This is a genomic window from Pseudomonas sp. RHF3.3-3, assembly GCF_048069595.1.
Lineage (GTDB): Bacteria > Pseudomonadota > Gammaproteobacteria > Pseudomonadales > Pseudomonadaceae > Aquipseudomonas > Aquipseudomonas fuscovaginae_B.
The window spans coordinates 2,091,864-2,106,741 of the sequence record NZ_CP182250.1; the positions used below are offsets into that span (position 1 = coordinate 2,091,864).

A 14,878-nucleotide genomic window follows, 5' to 3' on the forward strand; every position below is an offset into this window, starting at 1 on the left:
CCATGACGCCTGAAGTAGCCATTGATATTTTCCGTGATGCCCTCTGGCTGACCACGCTGATGGTTTCGGTGCTGGTGGTGCCGAGCCTGATCGTCGGGTTGATCGTGGCGATGTTCCAGGCCGCCACGCAGATCAACGAACAGACCCTGGGTTTCCTGCCGCGCCTGCTGGTGATGCTGATTACCCTGATCGTGGCCGGGCCGTGGCTGGTGCAGAAGTTCATGGAGTACATCCAGTCGCTCTATGGCAGCATCCCGCAGGTCATCGGCTGACATGTCGCTGCTGGCGCTGACCGACGCGCAGATCAGCACCTGGGTCGCGAGCTTCATGTTGCCGCTGTTCCGGGTCGGCGCGGTGCTGATGACCATGCCGATTTTCGGTACCACCCTGGTTTCGCGACGGATCCGGATGTATTTCATCCTGGCCATTACCGTGGTGATCGCGCCCGGCCTGCCGCCGATGCCCGAAGTCCACCCGCTCGATCTCAGCGGGCTGATGCTGATCGCCGAGCAGATCATCATCGGCGCCTTGCTCGGTTTCTCCCTGCAACTGTTCTTCCAGGCCTTCGTGGTGGCCGGACAGATCGTCGCGATCCAGATGGGCATGGGCTTCGCCTCCATGGTCGACCCGGTCAACGGTGTCTCGACGGCGGTGATCGGGCAGTTCTTCACCATGCTGGTGACCCTGATGTTTCTCGGGATGAACGGTCACCTGGTGGTGTTCGAGGTGCTGACCGAGAGCTTCACCACCCTGCCGGTGGGCAGTGGCCTGGCGACCACGGATTTCTGGACGATCGTCGGCAAGCTCGGCTGGGTACTCGCCGCGGCGCTGATGCTGGTACTGCCGGCGATCACCGCGCTGCTGGTGGTCAACGTGGCCTTCGGCATCATGACCCGCGCCGCGCCGCAACTGAACATTTTCTCCATCGGCTTCCCGTTGACCCTGGCGTTGGGGATGCTGATCCTCTGGGTCAGCCTCGGGGATATTCTCAATCAGTATCAACCGCTGGTCGTCGAGGCCCTGCAGTTTTTACGTGAACTGGCACGGGCGCGCTGAGCATGGCAGAGAGCGAGAGCGGTCAGGACAAGACAGAAGAGCCCACGGAGAAACGCAAGAAGGACTCCCGGGAAAAGGGTGAGATCGCCCGCTCCAAGGAGCTCAATACGCTCGCGGTGATGCTGGCCGGGGCGGGTGGGCTGCTGGTCTTCGGCGGTACGCTGGCGCAGCAGATGGCCGAGCTGATGCGCTTGAACTTCACCCTGTCGCGCGAGGTGGTGCTCGACCAGCGCTACATGGCGATCTTCCTCATGCAGTCGGGCAAGCTGGCGATCCTGGCGGTGCAGCCGCTGCTGCTGACTCTGCTGATCGCCGCCTTCGTCGGGCCGATTTCCCTGGGTGGCTGGTTGTTCGCCGCCGGCAGCATGGCACCCAAGTTCAGCCGGATGAATCCGCTGGCCGGTCTCAAGCGGATGTTCTCGACCAAGGCCCTGGTGGAACTGCTCAAGGCCCTGGCGAAATTCTTCATCGTCCTGCTGGTGGCGCTGGCGGTGCTGTCGTCGGATATCGACGATCTGGTGCGGATAGCCCATGAGCCCCTGGAAATGGCGATTATCCACAGTCTGCAACTGGTCGGCTGGAGTGCCTTGTGGATGTCCCTCGGCCTGCTGCTGATCGCTGCGGTGGATGTGCCGGTGCAGTTGTGGGAAAGCCACAAGAAGCTGCTGATGACCAAGCAGGAAGTGCGCGACGAATACAAGGATCAGGAAGGGCGTCCCGAGGTCAAGCAGCGGATTCGCCAGTTGCAGCGGGAGATGTCCCAGCGTCGGATGATGGCGGCGATTCCCGAGGCCGACGTGGTCATCACCAACCCGACCCACTACGCGGTCGCGCTCAAGTACGATTCGGAAAAGGGCGGGGCGCCGATCCTGTTGGCCAAGGGTAACGACTTCATTGCCCTGAAGATCCGCGAGATCGCTGTCGAACACGAGATCATGCTGCTCGAATCACCGGCCCTGGCCCGTTCGATCTACTACTCCACCGAGCTGGAGCAGGAGATTCCGGCGGGGCTGTATCTGGCGGTGGCGCAGGTGCTGGCGTACGTCTACCAGATCCGCCAGTTCCGCGCGGGCAAGGGTCGCCGGCCGGACCCGCTCAAGGACGACCTGCCGATTCCGCCGGAGTTGCGCCGCGATTCCTGATGGGCCCGCAAGTCTTGCTTTCCCCCGCATTTTCAACGTCTTCGTCATAGTTGGAGAGCTTCTTGCAGAAGCAGCTCCACGACGCCCGCAGGCGTCAAAAGTTTGCTTCAAGGTGACGAGGAATACCGGTGGATCGCACTCAACTCATCAACACTGCACGCAGCAACCTGGCCGGCCTCGGTCGGGGCAACCTGGGTGTGCCGCTGCTGCTGTTGGTCATGCTGGCGATGATGATGTTGCCGGTGCCGGCCTTCCTGCTGGACGTGTTCTTCACCTTCAACATCGCCCTGTCGATCGTCGTCCTGCTGGTCTGCGTGTATGCGCTGCGGCCGCTGGATTTCGCGGTGTTCCCGACCATCCTGCTGGTCGCCACGCTGTTGCGCCTGGCGCTGAACGTGGCATCGACCCGGGTGGTCATGCTCCATGGCCAGGAAGGCCATGCCGCCGCGGGCAAGGTGATCCAGGCTTTCGGTGAGGTGGTGATCGGCGGTAACTACGTGGTCGGTATCGTGGTCTTCGCGATCCTGATGATCATCAACTTCGTCGTGGTCACCAAGGGTGCCGGGCGGATTTCCGAGGTGAGCGCGCGTTTCACCCTCGATGCGATGCCCGGCAAGCAGATGGCGATCGATGCCGACCTCAACGCCGGCCTGATCGACCAGGCCCAGGCCAAGGCGCGCCGTGCGGAAGTGGCCCAGGAGGCCGAGTTCTACGGTTCGATGGACGGTGCCAGCAAATTCGTCCGCGGTGACGCCATCGCCGGCCTGCTGATCCTGTTCATCAACCTGATCGGCGGCATGGCGGTCGGCATCTTCCAGCACAACATGACATTCGCCGACGCCGGCAAGGTCTACGCCCTGCTGACCATCGGTGACGGTTTAGTGGCGCAATTGCCATCACTGTTGTTATCCACAGCCGCGGCCATCATGGTGACCCGTGCCTCCGGCTCGGAAGACATGGGCAAGCAGATCAACCGGCAGATGTTCGCTTCGCCCAAGGCCCTGGCCGTGGCGGCCGGCCTGATGGCGGTCATGGGGCTGGTGCCGGGCATGCCGCACATCTCCTTCCTCAGCCTGGCGCTGCTGGCCGGTGGTGCGGCGTACCTGGTCTGGAAAAAACAGAATGTTGCCAAGGCCCAGGCCCTGGCCGAAGTCCAGCGCCAGCAGGAACTGCTGCCGTCGCCGGCCCGCGCCATGGAAACCAAGGAACTGGGCTGGGACGACGTGACCCCGATCGACATGATCGGCCTGGAAGTGGGCTACCGCCTGATTCCGCTGGTGGATCGCAACCAGGGCGGGCAGTTGCTGGCGCGGATCAAGGGCGTGCGCAAGAAGCTGTCCCAGGACCTGGGCTTTCTGATGCCCACCGTGCATATTCGTGACAACCTCGACCTGGCGCCCAGCGCCTACCGCCTGACCCTGATGGGGGTGATACTGGCCGAGGCCGAGATCTATCCCGAGCGCGAACTGGCGATCAACCCGGGGCAGGTCTATGGCACGCTCAACGGGATTACCGCCAAGGACCCGGCCTTCGGGCTGGATGCGGTCTGGATCGAGATCAGCCAGCGCGCCCAGGCACAGTCGCTGGGCTACACCGTGGTCGATGCCAGTACCGTGGTCGCGACCCACCTCAACCAGATTCTGTACAAGCACTCCAGCGAGCTGATCGGTCACGAGGAAGTCCAGCAACTCATGCAACTGCTGGCCAAGAACTCGCCGAAACTGGCCGAGGAACTGGTGCCGGGGATCATTTCCCTGTCGCACCTGCTCAAGGTGCTGCAGGCGTTGCTCGCCGAACACGTGCCGGTGCGCGATATCCGCACCATTGCCGAAGCGATCGCCAACAATGCCTCCAAGAGTCAAGATACTGCCGCTTTGGTTGCCGCCGTGCGTGTCGGTTTATCCCGCGCAATCGTCCAAAGCATTGTAGGGCTTGACTCCGAGCTGCCTGTGATCACCTTGGAACCCAGGTTGGAACAAATATTGCTCAATAGTCTGCAGAAGGCCGGACAAGGCTCGGAAGAGGGCGTTCTGCTCGAACCGAGCATGGCTGAAAAGCTTCAGCGTTCACTGATTGAGGCCGCCCAGCGTCAAGAGATGCAGGGGCAGCCGGTGATCCTGCTGGTAGCCGGTCCGGTTCGCGCGATGCTTTCGCGGTTCGGACGCCTGGCGGTACCCAGCCTGCATGTGCTGGCTTACCAGGAAATTCCGGACAACAAGCAAGTCACCATCGTTGCGACAGTAGGGCCCAACGGCTGAGGTAGTGGGTTATGCAAGTTAAGCGTTTTTTCGCCGCCGATATGCGTCAGGCCATGAAGCTGGTTCGTGACGAATTGGGCTCGGACGCGGCCATCATCGGCAACCGCCGGATCGCCGGCGGTGTCGAGCTGACGGCTGCGCTCGACTACAAGCTCTCGGCCCTGGCCCCACGGGTTCCGAACATGGAGCTCGAGGACGAGTTGCGCAAGACCCAGTCGCGGATCGTCACCGCCCAGGCCGAACTGAGCCTGCGCAGCGAAGGTGAAAGCGATGCAGGCACCAACCGCCAACTGTTCGCCGGCCTGCCGCTGACCGCGGCGGAACCGCTGATCGAACCGACCTTCGACGAGCCACGCCGTCCGGCTCCGGCCCCGGCTGCAGCGGCCCCGGCGGTGGACCAGCGGGTTTTCGAGTCGATGCGCTCGGAGCTCAACGGCCTGCGTGAACTGCTGGAAGTCCAGCTCGGCTCGCTGGCCTGGAACCAGTTGCAGGGGCGTCAGCCGGAGCAGGCCAACCTGTGGCGACGCCTGCAGCGCATCGGCTTGTCCGGGCCGCTGTCGCGCGACCTGCTGGCACTGATCACCGACATCCAGGACCCACGCCAGGCCTGGCGCATGCTGCTGGCGCACCTGGCACGCATGATCGTCACGCCCGAGATCGAACCGCTGGAAGAGGGCGGGGTGATCGCCATGGTCGGCCCGGCCGGCATGGGCAAGACCACGACCCTGGCCAAGCTGGCCGCACGCTACGTACTCAAGTACGGCGCACAGAATATCGCGCTGGTAAGCATGGACAGCTTCCGCATTGGCGCCCAGGAGCAGCTCAAGACGCTGGGGCGGATTCTCAATGTCTCCGTGACCCATGTCGACCCCGGCCAGTCCCTGGCCCAGGCCCTCGATCCGCTGCTGCGCAAGCGCGTGGTGCTGATCGACACCGCCGGCCTGCAGGCCAGCGACCCGGCCTTGCGCATGCAGCTGGAAAGCCTGGCCGGTCGCGGGATCAAGGCGAAGAACTATCTGGTCCTGGCCACCACCAGCCAGAAGCAGGTGCTCACCGCCGCCTACCATAGCTACAAGCGCTGTGGCCTGGCCGGTTGCATCCTGACCAAACTGGACGAGACGGCAAGCCTCGGCGAAGTGCTGAGCCTGGCCATCAGCCATGAACTGCCGGTGGCCTATCTGACCGATGGCCCGCGGATCCCGGACGATCTGCATCTGCCACGCCGTCACCAGCTGGTGAGCCGGGCGGTGAGTGTGCAGATGCAGGAAGAACCCAGCGAAGAGGCCATGGCCGATATGTTCGCTGACATCTACCACAGCCCCTCCAAACGAGTGGGGTGAGGTAACCATGAAGACGTTGCAACGCATCTACATCGATGGTCTGCCAGGCATTAGTCTCCCTCGGGAGCGCGCAGCCAGTTATGTGGCCTTCCGTCTACGCAAGACAAGGTAAGAAGAGAACATGGGTAGCATGCATCCCGTACAGGTGATTGCGGTGACCGGCGGCAAGGGTGGCGTCGGGAAGACTAACGTGTCAGTGAACTTGTCCCTGGCGCTGGCTGAGCTTGGCCGGCGTGTCATGCTGCTGGATGCCGACCTGGGCCTGGCGAATGTCGACGTTCTGCTGGGGCTGACCCCGAAACGGACCCTGGCCGATGTGATCGAGGGCCGCTGCGAGTTGCGCGATGTGCTGCTGCAGGGGCCTGGCGGGATCCGTATCGTGCCGGCGGCCTCCGGCACCCAGAGCATGGTCAATCTCAATCCGGCCCAGCATGCCGGCCTGATCCAGGCGTTCAGCGATATCGGCGACAATCTCGACGTGCTGGTGATCGACACCGCTGCGGGTATTGGTGACTCGGTGGTCAGTTTTGTCCGCGCGGCCCAGGAAGTGCTGCTGGTGGTCTGCGACGAGCCGACCTCGATCACCGACGCCTACGCGCTGATCAAGCTGCTCAACCGCGACTACGGCATGAATCGTTTCCGGGTGCTGGCCAACATGGCCCAGAGCCCGCAGGAAGGGCGCAACCTGTTCGCCAAGTTGACCAAGGTCACGGACCGCTTCCTTGACGTGGCCCTACAATACGTCGGCGCCGTTCCCTACGACGAATGCGTTCGCAAGGCCGTGCAGAAGCAGCGTGCGGTCTACGAAGCCTTCCCACGTTCGAAATGTGCCCTGGCGTTCAAGGCTATCGCGCAGAAGGTCGACACCTGGCCGTTGCCCGCCAACCCGCGGGGGCACCTGGAGTTCTTCGTCGAACGTCTGGTACTTCAAACGAGTGCGGGACCGGTGCTATGACTGCAAGTGGCTATCGCATGTATTCCAAGTCTTCGCGTGACAGCCAGTATGAATTGATCGAGCGATACGCGCCGCTGGTCAAGCGCATCGCCTATCACCTGCTGGCACGGCTGCCGGCCAGTGTTCAGGTCGAGGACCTGATCCAGGCCGGGATGATCGGCCTGCTCGAGGTTTCGACCAAGTACGACTCGGGCAAGGGCGCGAGTTTCGAGACCTATGCCGGTATCCGCATTCGTGGCGCGATGCTCGACGAGGTGCGCAAGGGCGACTGGGCACCCCGTTCGGTACACCGCAACACCCGCATGGTCAGTGACGCAATCCGCGCAATTGAAGCGAAAACCGGTCGCGACGCTAAAGATCATGAAGTTGCAGCCGAACTCCAGTTGAGTCTCGATGATTATTACGGGATTTTGAATGATACCTTGGGCAGCCGCCTGTTCAGTTTCGACGACCTGTTGCAGGACGGCGAACATGAAGGGTTGCATGAGGATGGCGCGAGTGCTCATCTCGAACCGTCGCGCGATCTGGAGGATGAACGCTTCCAGGCCGCACTGGCGGACGCGATCGCCAATTTGCCGGAGCGTGAGCGGCTGGTGTTGTCGCTGTACTACGACGAGGAGTTGAACCTCAAGGAAATCGGTGAGGTCCTGGGGGTCAGCGAATCACGGGTCAGCCAGTTGCATAGCCAGTGCGCAGCCCGTTTGCGGGGGCGTTTGGGAGAGTGGCGAGCGCGTTGACGGGGCAGTGTGTGGGGACACTGCGAACGAGACCGATGCAGCGTGTGACGGTGTATCGGCGGCTCGGCCGGTTGTGGTTTCCATGCAGTAGGGTACAGAGCCTTGTCGAGTGTTGTGCCGAATTGATTTAACAGCGCGTCCAGGTGCTGAAACGCGTTTAAGACTGCTTGGAGGTCGAATTGAACAAGAACATGAAAATCCTCATTGTTGATGACTTTTCAACGATGCGGCGGATCATCAAGAACCTGTTGCGTGATCTCGGGTTCACCAACACTGTCGAGGCCGATGACGGTACTACCGCCATTCCGGTGCTGAACAGTGGCAGCATCGACTTTCTGGTCACCGACTGGAACATGCCCGGCATGACCGGCATCGATCTGCTGCGTCACGTGCGTGCCGACGAGAAACTCAAGCACCTGCCGGTCCTGATGGTAACGGCCGAGGCCAAGCGCGAGCAGATCATCGAGGCCGCACAGGCCGGTGTGAACGGCTATGTGGTCAAACCATTCACGGCCCAGGCGTTGAAAGAGAAGATCGAGAAGATCTTCGAACGCATCGGTTGATGAAGTCCGCCACGGGGGCGCTATGGAGCACTACGAATCCTCTCTGGGCGATTTTGAATCGACCCTGAAAAAACATGCTCGTGAGCTGGTCGAAAGCCTTGAAAAAGGCCGCTTCGGCGACGCCGTGCAAATGATCCATGAGCTGAACCAGGCCCGTGACCGCGGCTTGTATCTGGAAGTCGGCAAGCTGACCCGCGAGCTGCACAGTGCGATCGTCAATTTCCAGATCGATCCCACCATGCCGCAAGCCGAGGAAGTCTCGCAGATCACCGATGCCACCGAGCGCCTGTCCTATGTGGTCAGGCTGACCGAGGCTGCGGCCAACCGCACCATGGATCTGGTGGAGAGCGCGACCCCGCGGATCAATGGCCTGAATGACGAGGCCAAGGCGCTGAGCGCCGACTGGGGGCGGTTCATGCGGCGCGAGGTCGGTGCCGAGGAATTCCGTGCGTTGGCCCGCCGGGTCGACAGTTTTCTGACGCGCAGCGAGCAGGAAACCCAGGCGGTTTCGAGCGAGCTCAACGACATCCTGCTGGCCCAGGATTATCAGGATCTGACCGGCCAGGTGATCAAGCGCGTCACGCAGATGGTCACCGAGGTCGAGAGCAACCTGCTCAAGCTGGTGCTGATGGCCAGCCATGTGGATCGCTTTGCCGGCATCGAACATGACCGTGAAGCGATCCTTGCGCAAAAAGATCCACAAAAACAAATGGCAAAGGGTGAAGGTCCGCAGATTCATGCCGATAAACGTGAAGACGTTGTGTCCGGCCAGGACGATGTCGACGATTTGCTTTCCAGCCTTGGATTCTAGGAGCACCCATACACATGAGCTTCGGCGCCGATGAAGAGATCCTTCAGGATTTCCTGGTTGAGGCCGGCGAGATTCTTGAGCAACTGTCCGAACAACTGGTCGAGCTGGAAAGCCGGCCGGACGATGCTGACCTGCTCAATGCCATCTTTCGCGGTTTTCACACTGTAAAAGGGGGCGCCGGCTTCCTCCAGCTCAACGAGCTGGTGGAGTGCTGTCACATCGCCGAGAACGTGTTCGACATCCTGCGCAAGGGTGAGCGTCGCGTCGACGCCGAGCTGATGGACGTGGTCCTGGAAGCGCTCGATGCGGTCAACGGCATGTTCGGCCAGGTGCGCGAGCGCAGCCCGATCACTCCAGCGACCCCGGAGCTGCTGGCGGCCCTGTCGCGCCTGGCGGAACCCGCCGGTGCCGAACCGGCGCCGGAGCCCGTGGCCGAGGTCGCGGCAGCCGAGCCGGAACCGGTGGCCGAACCGGTCGCCGAAAGCCCGTCCGGCGACATCACCGACAATGAATTCGAACAGTTGCTCGACTCCCTCGACGGTGGCAAGGCCGATGCGCCACAAGCCGCCAGCGAAGGCGAGGCCGAGAGCGATGAAATCACCGATGCCGAGTTCGAGTCCCTGCTCGACCAGTTGCATGGCAAGGGCCAGTTCGCGCCCGACGCCGTGGCGGCTTCGGCCCAGGCACCGACCGCCGAGGCGGCCGGTGAGCAGCCTGACAGCGGCGACATTACCGACGACGAATTCGAAGCCCTGCTCGATCAGTTGCATGGCAAGGGCACGTTCAAGGTCGAGGGGATCGACACCGCTGCGGCGGCGGCCCAGGCCGCGGAAGTGACCGGTGCCTCCGGCAGCGACCTGATCACCGATCAGGAGTTCGAGTCCCTGCTCGACGAACTGCACGGCAAGGGCAAGTTCACCGATGTGGCGGCCAGTGCCGCCGCGCCGGCCGTCGCCAAGCCGGCCGCCGTCTCTGCACCGGCCGCCGCCTCGGCCACTTCCGCCCCGGCCGCCAAGGCTCCGGCGGCAGCGGCTGCGGCCTCACCGGCGCCAGCGGCGAAAGCGGCACCCGCCCCGGCTGCCGCCGCGGCGCCCCCGGCTCCGGCCCGTGCCCCGGCACCAGCCGCCGCGGGCGCAGGCGACAAGCCGGCTGCCAGTGAAGCGGAAACCACGGTGCGGGTCGACACCGCGCGCCTGGACGAGATCATGAACATGGTCGGCGAGCTGGTGCTGGTGCGTAACCGCCTGGTGCGCCTGGGGCTCAACAGCGGCGACGAGGCCATGTCCAAGGCGGTGTCCAACCTCGATGTGGTGACCGCCGACCTGCAGACCGCGGTGATGAAGACCCGCATGCAGCCGATCAAGAAAGTCTTCGGCCGCTTCCCGCGCCTGGTCCGTGACCTGGCCCGGCAGTTGAAGAAAGAGATCAACCTGGAACTGGTGGGTGAGGAAACCGACCTCGACAAGAACCTCGTCGAGGCACTGGCCGACCCGCTGGTCCACCTGGTGCGCAACTCGGTCGACCACGGTATCGAAGAGCCGGCCGACCGCGAAGCGATGGGCAAGCCGCGCAGTGGTCGGGTGGTGCTTTCGGCCGAACAGGAAGGCGACCACATCCTGCTGTCGATCTCCGATGACGGCAAGGGCATGGATGCCGACGTGCTGCGCAGCATCGCCGTGAAGAAGGGCCTGATGGACAAGGATGCGGCGGATCGCCTGAGCGAGACCGACTGCTTCAACCTGATCTTCGCCCCGGGTTTCTCGACCAAGACCGAGATCTCCGACGTGTCCGGCCGCGGCGTCGGCATGGACGTGGTGAAGACCAAGATCGCCCAGCTCAACGGCACCATCAATATCTACTCGACCAAGGGCAAGGGCTCGAAGATCGTCATCAAGGTGCCGCTGACCCTGGCGATCATGCCGACCCTGATGGTCATGCTCGGCAACCAGGCCTTCGCGTTCCCGCTGGTCAACGTCAACGAGATCTTCCACCTCGACCTGTCGCGCACCAACGTGGTCGACGGCCAGGAAGTGGTGATCGTGCGCGACAAGGCCTTGCCGCTGTTCTATCTCAAGCGCTGGCTGGTCAGTTCCGCTGTTCATGAAGAGCAGCGCGAGGGCCATGTGGTGATCCTTTCCGTCGGCACCCAACGCATCGGCTTTGTCGTCGATCAATTGGTTGGCCAGGAGGAAGTGGTAATCAAGCCTCTGGGCAAAATGCTGCAGGGAACCCCGGGCATGTCGGGCGCCACCATCACCGGTGACGGTCGCATCGCGCTGATTCTCGATGTGCCGAGCATGCTCAAGCGTTACGCCGCGCGGCGTATTTGATTCTGGTACGGCGACAGGACATGAGTCCTGCGCCGTGTCTAACGGAGTGTTTATGGTAGTCAAGGTCCTGGTGGTGGATGACTCGGGTTTTTTCCGCCGCCGCGTCTCGGAAATCCTTTCGGCGGATACGAGCATCCAGGTCGTCGGTACGGCGACCAACGGTAAAGAAGCGATTGATCAGGCGCTGGCGCTCAAGCCGGATGTGATCACCATGGACTACGAGATGCCGATGATGGATGGCATCACGGCAGTGCGGCACATCATGCAGCGCTGCCCGACTCCGGTGTTGATGTTTTCCTCCCTGACCCACGAAGGCGCCCGCGTCACGCTCGACGCGCTGGATGCCGGTGCCGTGGACTTCCTGCCGAAGAACTTCGAAGACATCTCGCGCAACCCCGAGAAGGTCAAGCAACTGCTGTGCGAGAAGGTTCACAGCATCTCGCGCAGCAACCGTCGTTTCAGCAGCTACAGTGCCCCGGCGCCGCAGCCCGCTGCCGCTCCGGCACCGTCCGCCACCAGCAGTTTCTCCAGCAGCCATGCCCCGGCTCCCGCGCCGGTACGCAATGCGCCGCCGCCCAGCCGCAGCGCGCCACCGGCCGCCACCGCCAGCACTTCCGGCACGCCCAAGCGCAAGGCCTACAAGCTGGTGGCGATCGGTACCTCGACGGGTGGGCCGGTGGCCCTGCAGCGCGTGCTGACGCAATTGCCGGCGAACTTCCCGGCGCCGATCGTGCTGATCCAGCATATGCCGGCCGCCTTCACCAAGGCCTTTGCCGAGCGCCTGGACAAGCTCTGCCGGATCAGCGTCAAGGAAGCCGAGGATGGTGACATCCTGCGTCCGGGCCTGGCCCTGCTGGCGCCAGGTGGCAAGCAGATGATGGTCGACGCCCGCGGCGCGGTGAAAATCCTGCCGGGCGACGAGCGTCTCAACTACAAGCCTTGCGTGGACATCACCTTCGGTTCCGCGGCCAAGTCCTACGGCGACAAGGTTCTGGCGGTGGTGCTGACCGGCATGGGTGCCGACGGTCGCGAAGGCGCGCGCCTGCTCAAGCAGGGCGGCAGTGCGGTCTGGGCCCAGGATGAAGCGAGCTGCGTGATCTATGGCATGCCAATGGCGATCGTCAAGGCCGACCTGGCCGACGCCGTCTACAGCCTGGACGATATCGGCAAGCACCTGGTCGAGGCCTGTCTCTGATGGATGTGTTGAGCCTCATCGGTATCATCATGGCCTTTGTCGCCATTATCGGCGGCAACTTCCTCGAAGGCGGTCATATCGGCGCCCTGGCCAACGGCCCGGCGGCGCTGATCGTGCTCGGCGGGACCATCGGCGCGGCGTTGCTGCAGTCGCCGATGAGCGCCTTCAAGCGTGCCATCCAGATTCTCGGCTGGATCTTTTTCCCGCCCCGGGTCGACCTGGCCGGCGGTATCGACCGGGTGGTCAACTGGAGCCTCACCGCGCGCAAGGAAGGCCTGCTGGGCCTGGAAGGCGTGGCCGATACCGAACCCGACAGCTACTCGCGCAAGGGCCTGCAACTGCTGGTCGACGGCGCCGAGCCGGAAGCCATCCGCAGCATTCTCGAGGTGGATTTTTTCACCCAGGAAAGCCGTGACATCGAAGCCGCCAAGGTCTTCGAAAGCATGGGCGGCTACGCCCCGACCATCGGCATCATCGGTGCGGTGATGGGCCTGATCCACGTCATGGGCAACCTCAGCGATCCGTCGCAGTTGGGCAACGGCATCGCCGTGGCCTTCGTCGCCACCATCTACGGCGTGGCCAGTGCCAACCTGGTGCTGCTGCCGATCGCCAGCAAGCTGAAGTCGATCGCGGTACGCCAGTCGCGCTATCGCGAGATGCTGCTCGAAGGCATCCTGTCGATTGCCGAAGGCGAGAACCCGCGCTCCATCGAATTGAAGCTCCAGGGCTTCATGGATTGATGGAGTAGTCATGGCCAGGCGTCGCCACCACGAAGAGCATGTGAACCACGAGCGTTGGCTGGTCTCCTATGCCGACTTCATCACCCTGCTGTTCGCGTTCTTCGTGGTCATGTATTCGATCTCGTCGATCAACGAAGGCAAGTACAAGATCATTTCCCAGGCGCTGGTCGGCGTGTTCACCGATGCCGACCGCAGCATCAAGCCGATCCCCATCGGCAACGAGCGCCCGGTCACCGTCAAGCCGGCCGATCCGCTGATCAAGGATGCCGAGCAGACCGACGCGGCCCTGGGGCAGGGCGCGGCGGACCCGCTCAAGAGCATCGCCGACGATATCAGCGCGGCGTTCGGCGACCTGATCAGCTCCAACCAGATGACTGTGCGCGGCAACGAACTGTGGGTGGAGATCGAACTCAATTCCGGTCTGTTGTTCGGCAGCGGCGATGCCTTGCCCAGCGACAAGGCGTTCGACATCATCGCCAAGGTGGCGAAAATCCTGAAGCCGTTCGACAACCCGATCCATGTCGAGGGCTTCACCGATGATCAGCCGATCCGCACGGCGCAGTATCCGACCAACTGGGAACTGTCCTCGGCGCGTTCGTCGAGCATCGTGCGGATGATGGCGATGGAAGGGGTCAACCCGCAGCGCATGGCGTCGGTGGGTTATGGCGAGTTCCAGCCGGTGGCCAACAACGCCACGGCCGAAGGGCGCGCGCGCAATCGCCGGGTGGTACTGGTGGTGTCGCGCAACCTCGACGTGCGACGCAGCCTGACCGGTACCGGCACCGCCAATGCAACACCCGATGCGGCATTGAAGCGGGCTGGCACACAAACTGCACCGCCAGCGGTAAAGCAAGCGGTACGCGAGAGCTCCGTCAATTCTCCGGCACCTGCTCTATAACTTGGCGCTATTTCTCGGCGGGCCTGGGGTTTGGCCGGGAGGAACACACTGAATGAGAGTCTGGGCAGTAGCCAATCAAAAAGGTGGCGTCGGTAAGACCACTTCCTCCATCGCTCTGGCCGGGCTGCTGGCCGAGGCGGGCAAGCGTGTGGTCGTCGTCGACCTCGACCCGCACGGGTCGATGACCAGCTACTTCGGCTACGATCCGGACACTCTGGAGCACAGCAACTTCGACCTGTTCCAGCACAAGGGCCAGGTGCCCGAGGGCCTGCCGGGCCAGTTGCTGCTGTCCACCAGTGACGAACGGATTTCCCTGCTGCCGTCCAGCACCGCGCTGGCGACCCTCGAGCGTCTGTCGCCGGGCCAGAGCGGCCTTGGCCTGGTGATCGCCAAGAGTCTGGCGCAGCTGTGGCAGGACTTCGACTACGCGGTGATCGACAGCCCGCCGCTGCTGGGCGTGCTGATGGTCAATGCATTGGCGGCCAGCCAGCAGCTGGTGGTGCCGGTCCAGACCGAACACCTGGCGGTGAAAGGCCTGGAGCGCATGGTCAACACCCTGGCGATGATCAACCGATCGCGCCGCCAGGCCTTGCCGTTCACCATCGTGCCGACCCTGTTCGACCGGCGTACCCAGGCCTCCATGGGCACCTTGCGGGTACTGCGCGACAAGTTTCCCGAGGCGATCTGGCAAGGCTACATACCGGTCGACACACGCCTGCGCGATGCCAGCCGGGCAGGGGTCACGCCCTCGCAGTTCGACGGCAAGAGCCGGGGCGTGCTGGCCTACCGTGCCTTGCTCAAGCATCTGCTGGCCCAGCAGCTCGTACCGCAGGTGGCCTGACGTGTTGCACTC

General features: G+C 63.2%; 14 protein-coding genes. All 14 read left to right on the plus strand.

Going from position 1 to position 14,878, the window contains the following annotated elements; all coding sequences use genetic code 11:
* Nucleotides 1–2: 2 nt before the first annotated feature.
* On the plus strand, nt 3–272 hold the full coding sequence (gene fliQ / locus ACMGT0_RS09640; RefSeq protein WP_054061324.1) for a flagellar biosynthesis protein FliQ: 270 nt from the start codon (nt 3–5) through the stop codon (nt 270–272).
* A gap of 1 nt (nt 273) precedes the next feature.
* Nucleotides 274–1,056, plus strand: a complete 783-nt coding sequence (gene fliR / locus ACMGT0_RS09645) for a flagellar biosynthetic protein FliR (protein ID WP_054061323.1) — start codon at nt 274–276, stop codon at nt 1,054–1,056.
* Between the two features lie 2 nt (nt 1,057–1,058).
* Nucleotides 1,059–2,198, plus strand: coding sequence for a flagellar biosynthesis protein FlhB (gene flhB, locus ACMGT0_RS09650; RefSeq protein ID WP_416772364.1), 1,140 nt, complete (start codon nt 1,059–1,061; stop codon nt 2,196–2,198).
* Between the two features lie 128 nt (nt 2,199–2,326).
* On the plus strand, nt 2,327–4,456 hold the full coding sequence (gene flhA / locus ACMGT0_RS09655) for a flagellar biosynthesis protein FlhA (RefSeq protein WP_054061321.1): 2,130 nt from the start codon (nt 2,327–2,329) through the stop codon (nt 4,454–4,456).
* An 11-nt stretch (nt 4,457–4,467) separates the two neighbouring features.
* Nucleotides 4,468–5,796, plus strand: coding sequence for a flagellar biosynthesis protein FlhF (gene flhF, locus ACMGT0_RS09660; RefSeq protein WP_054061320.1), 1,329 nt, complete (start codon nt 4,468–4,470; stop codon nt 5,794–5,796).
* Nucleotides 5,797–5,917: 121 nt separating this feature from the next.
* Nucleotides 5,918–6,751, plus strand: a complete 834-nt coding sequence (fleN, locus tag ACMGT0_RS09665) for a flagellar synthesis regulator FleN (RefSeq protein ID WP_017902274.1) — start codon at nt 5,918–5,920, stop codon at nt 6,749–6,751.
* Nucleotides 6,748–7,488: an RNA polymerase sigma factor FliA gene (fliA, locus tag ACMGT0_RS09670; protein WP_054064087.1), complete on the plus strand. Its 741-nt coding sequence runs from the start codon at nt 6,748–6,750 to the stop codon at nt 7,486–7,488. Before fleN ends, fliA begins: the two co-directional genes overlap by 4 nt.
* A gap of 191 nt (nt 7,489–7,679) precedes the next feature.
* Complete coding sequence (locus tag ACMGT0_RS09675) at nt 7,680–8,051, plus strand: chemotaxis response regulator CheY (RefSeq protein ID WP_003183998.1); 372 nt, start codon at nt 7,680–7,682, stop codon at nt 8,049–8,051.
* 22 nt (nt 8,052–8,073) lie between these two features.
* A complete protein-coding gene (locus ACMGT0_RS09680) occupies nt 8,074–8,862 on the plus strand; it encodes a protein phosphatase CheZ (protein ID WP_054061318.1) in 789 nt (262 codons plus the stop codon).
* Nucleotides 8,863–8,876: 14 nt separating this feature from the next.
* Nucleotides 8,877–11,192: a chemotaxis protein CheW gene (locus tag ACMGT0_RS09685; protein ID WP_416772368.1), complete on the plus strand. Its 2,316-nt coding sequence runs from the start codon at nt 8,877–8,879 to the stop codon at nt 11,190–11,192.
* 52 nt (nt 11,193–11,244) lie between these two features.
* Nucleotides 11,245–12,387, plus strand: a complete 1,143-nt coding sequence (locus tag ACMGT0_RS09690; protein ID WP_054064089.1) for a protein-glutamate methylesterase/protein-glutamine glutaminase — start codon at nt 11,245–11,247, stop codon at nt 12,385–12,387.
* On the plus strand, nt 12,387–13,127 hold the full coding sequence (locus ACMGT0_RS09695) for a flagellar motor protein (RefSeq protein WP_054061400.1): 741 nt from the start codon (nt 12,387–12,389) through the stop codon (nt 13,125–13,127). Before ACMGT0_RS09690 ends, ACMGT0_RS09695 begins: the two co-directional genes overlap by 1 nt.
* Before the next feature lie 10 nt (nt 13,128–13,137).
* On the plus strand, nt 13,138–14,025 hold the full coding sequence (gene motD / locus ACMGT0_RS09700; RefSeq protein WP_054061401.1) for a flagellar motor protein MotD: 888 nt from the start codon (nt 13,138–13,140) through the stop codon (nt 14,023–14,025).
* A gap of 52 nt (nt 14,026–14,077) precedes the next feature.
* Nucleotides 14,078–14,866, plus strand: coding sequence for a ParA family protein (locus ACMGT0_RS09705; RefSeq protein WP_054061402.1), 789 nt, complete (start codon nt 14,078–14,080; stop codon nt 14,864–14,866).
* The last annotated feature ends 12 nt before the right edge of the window (nt 14,867–14,878 follow it).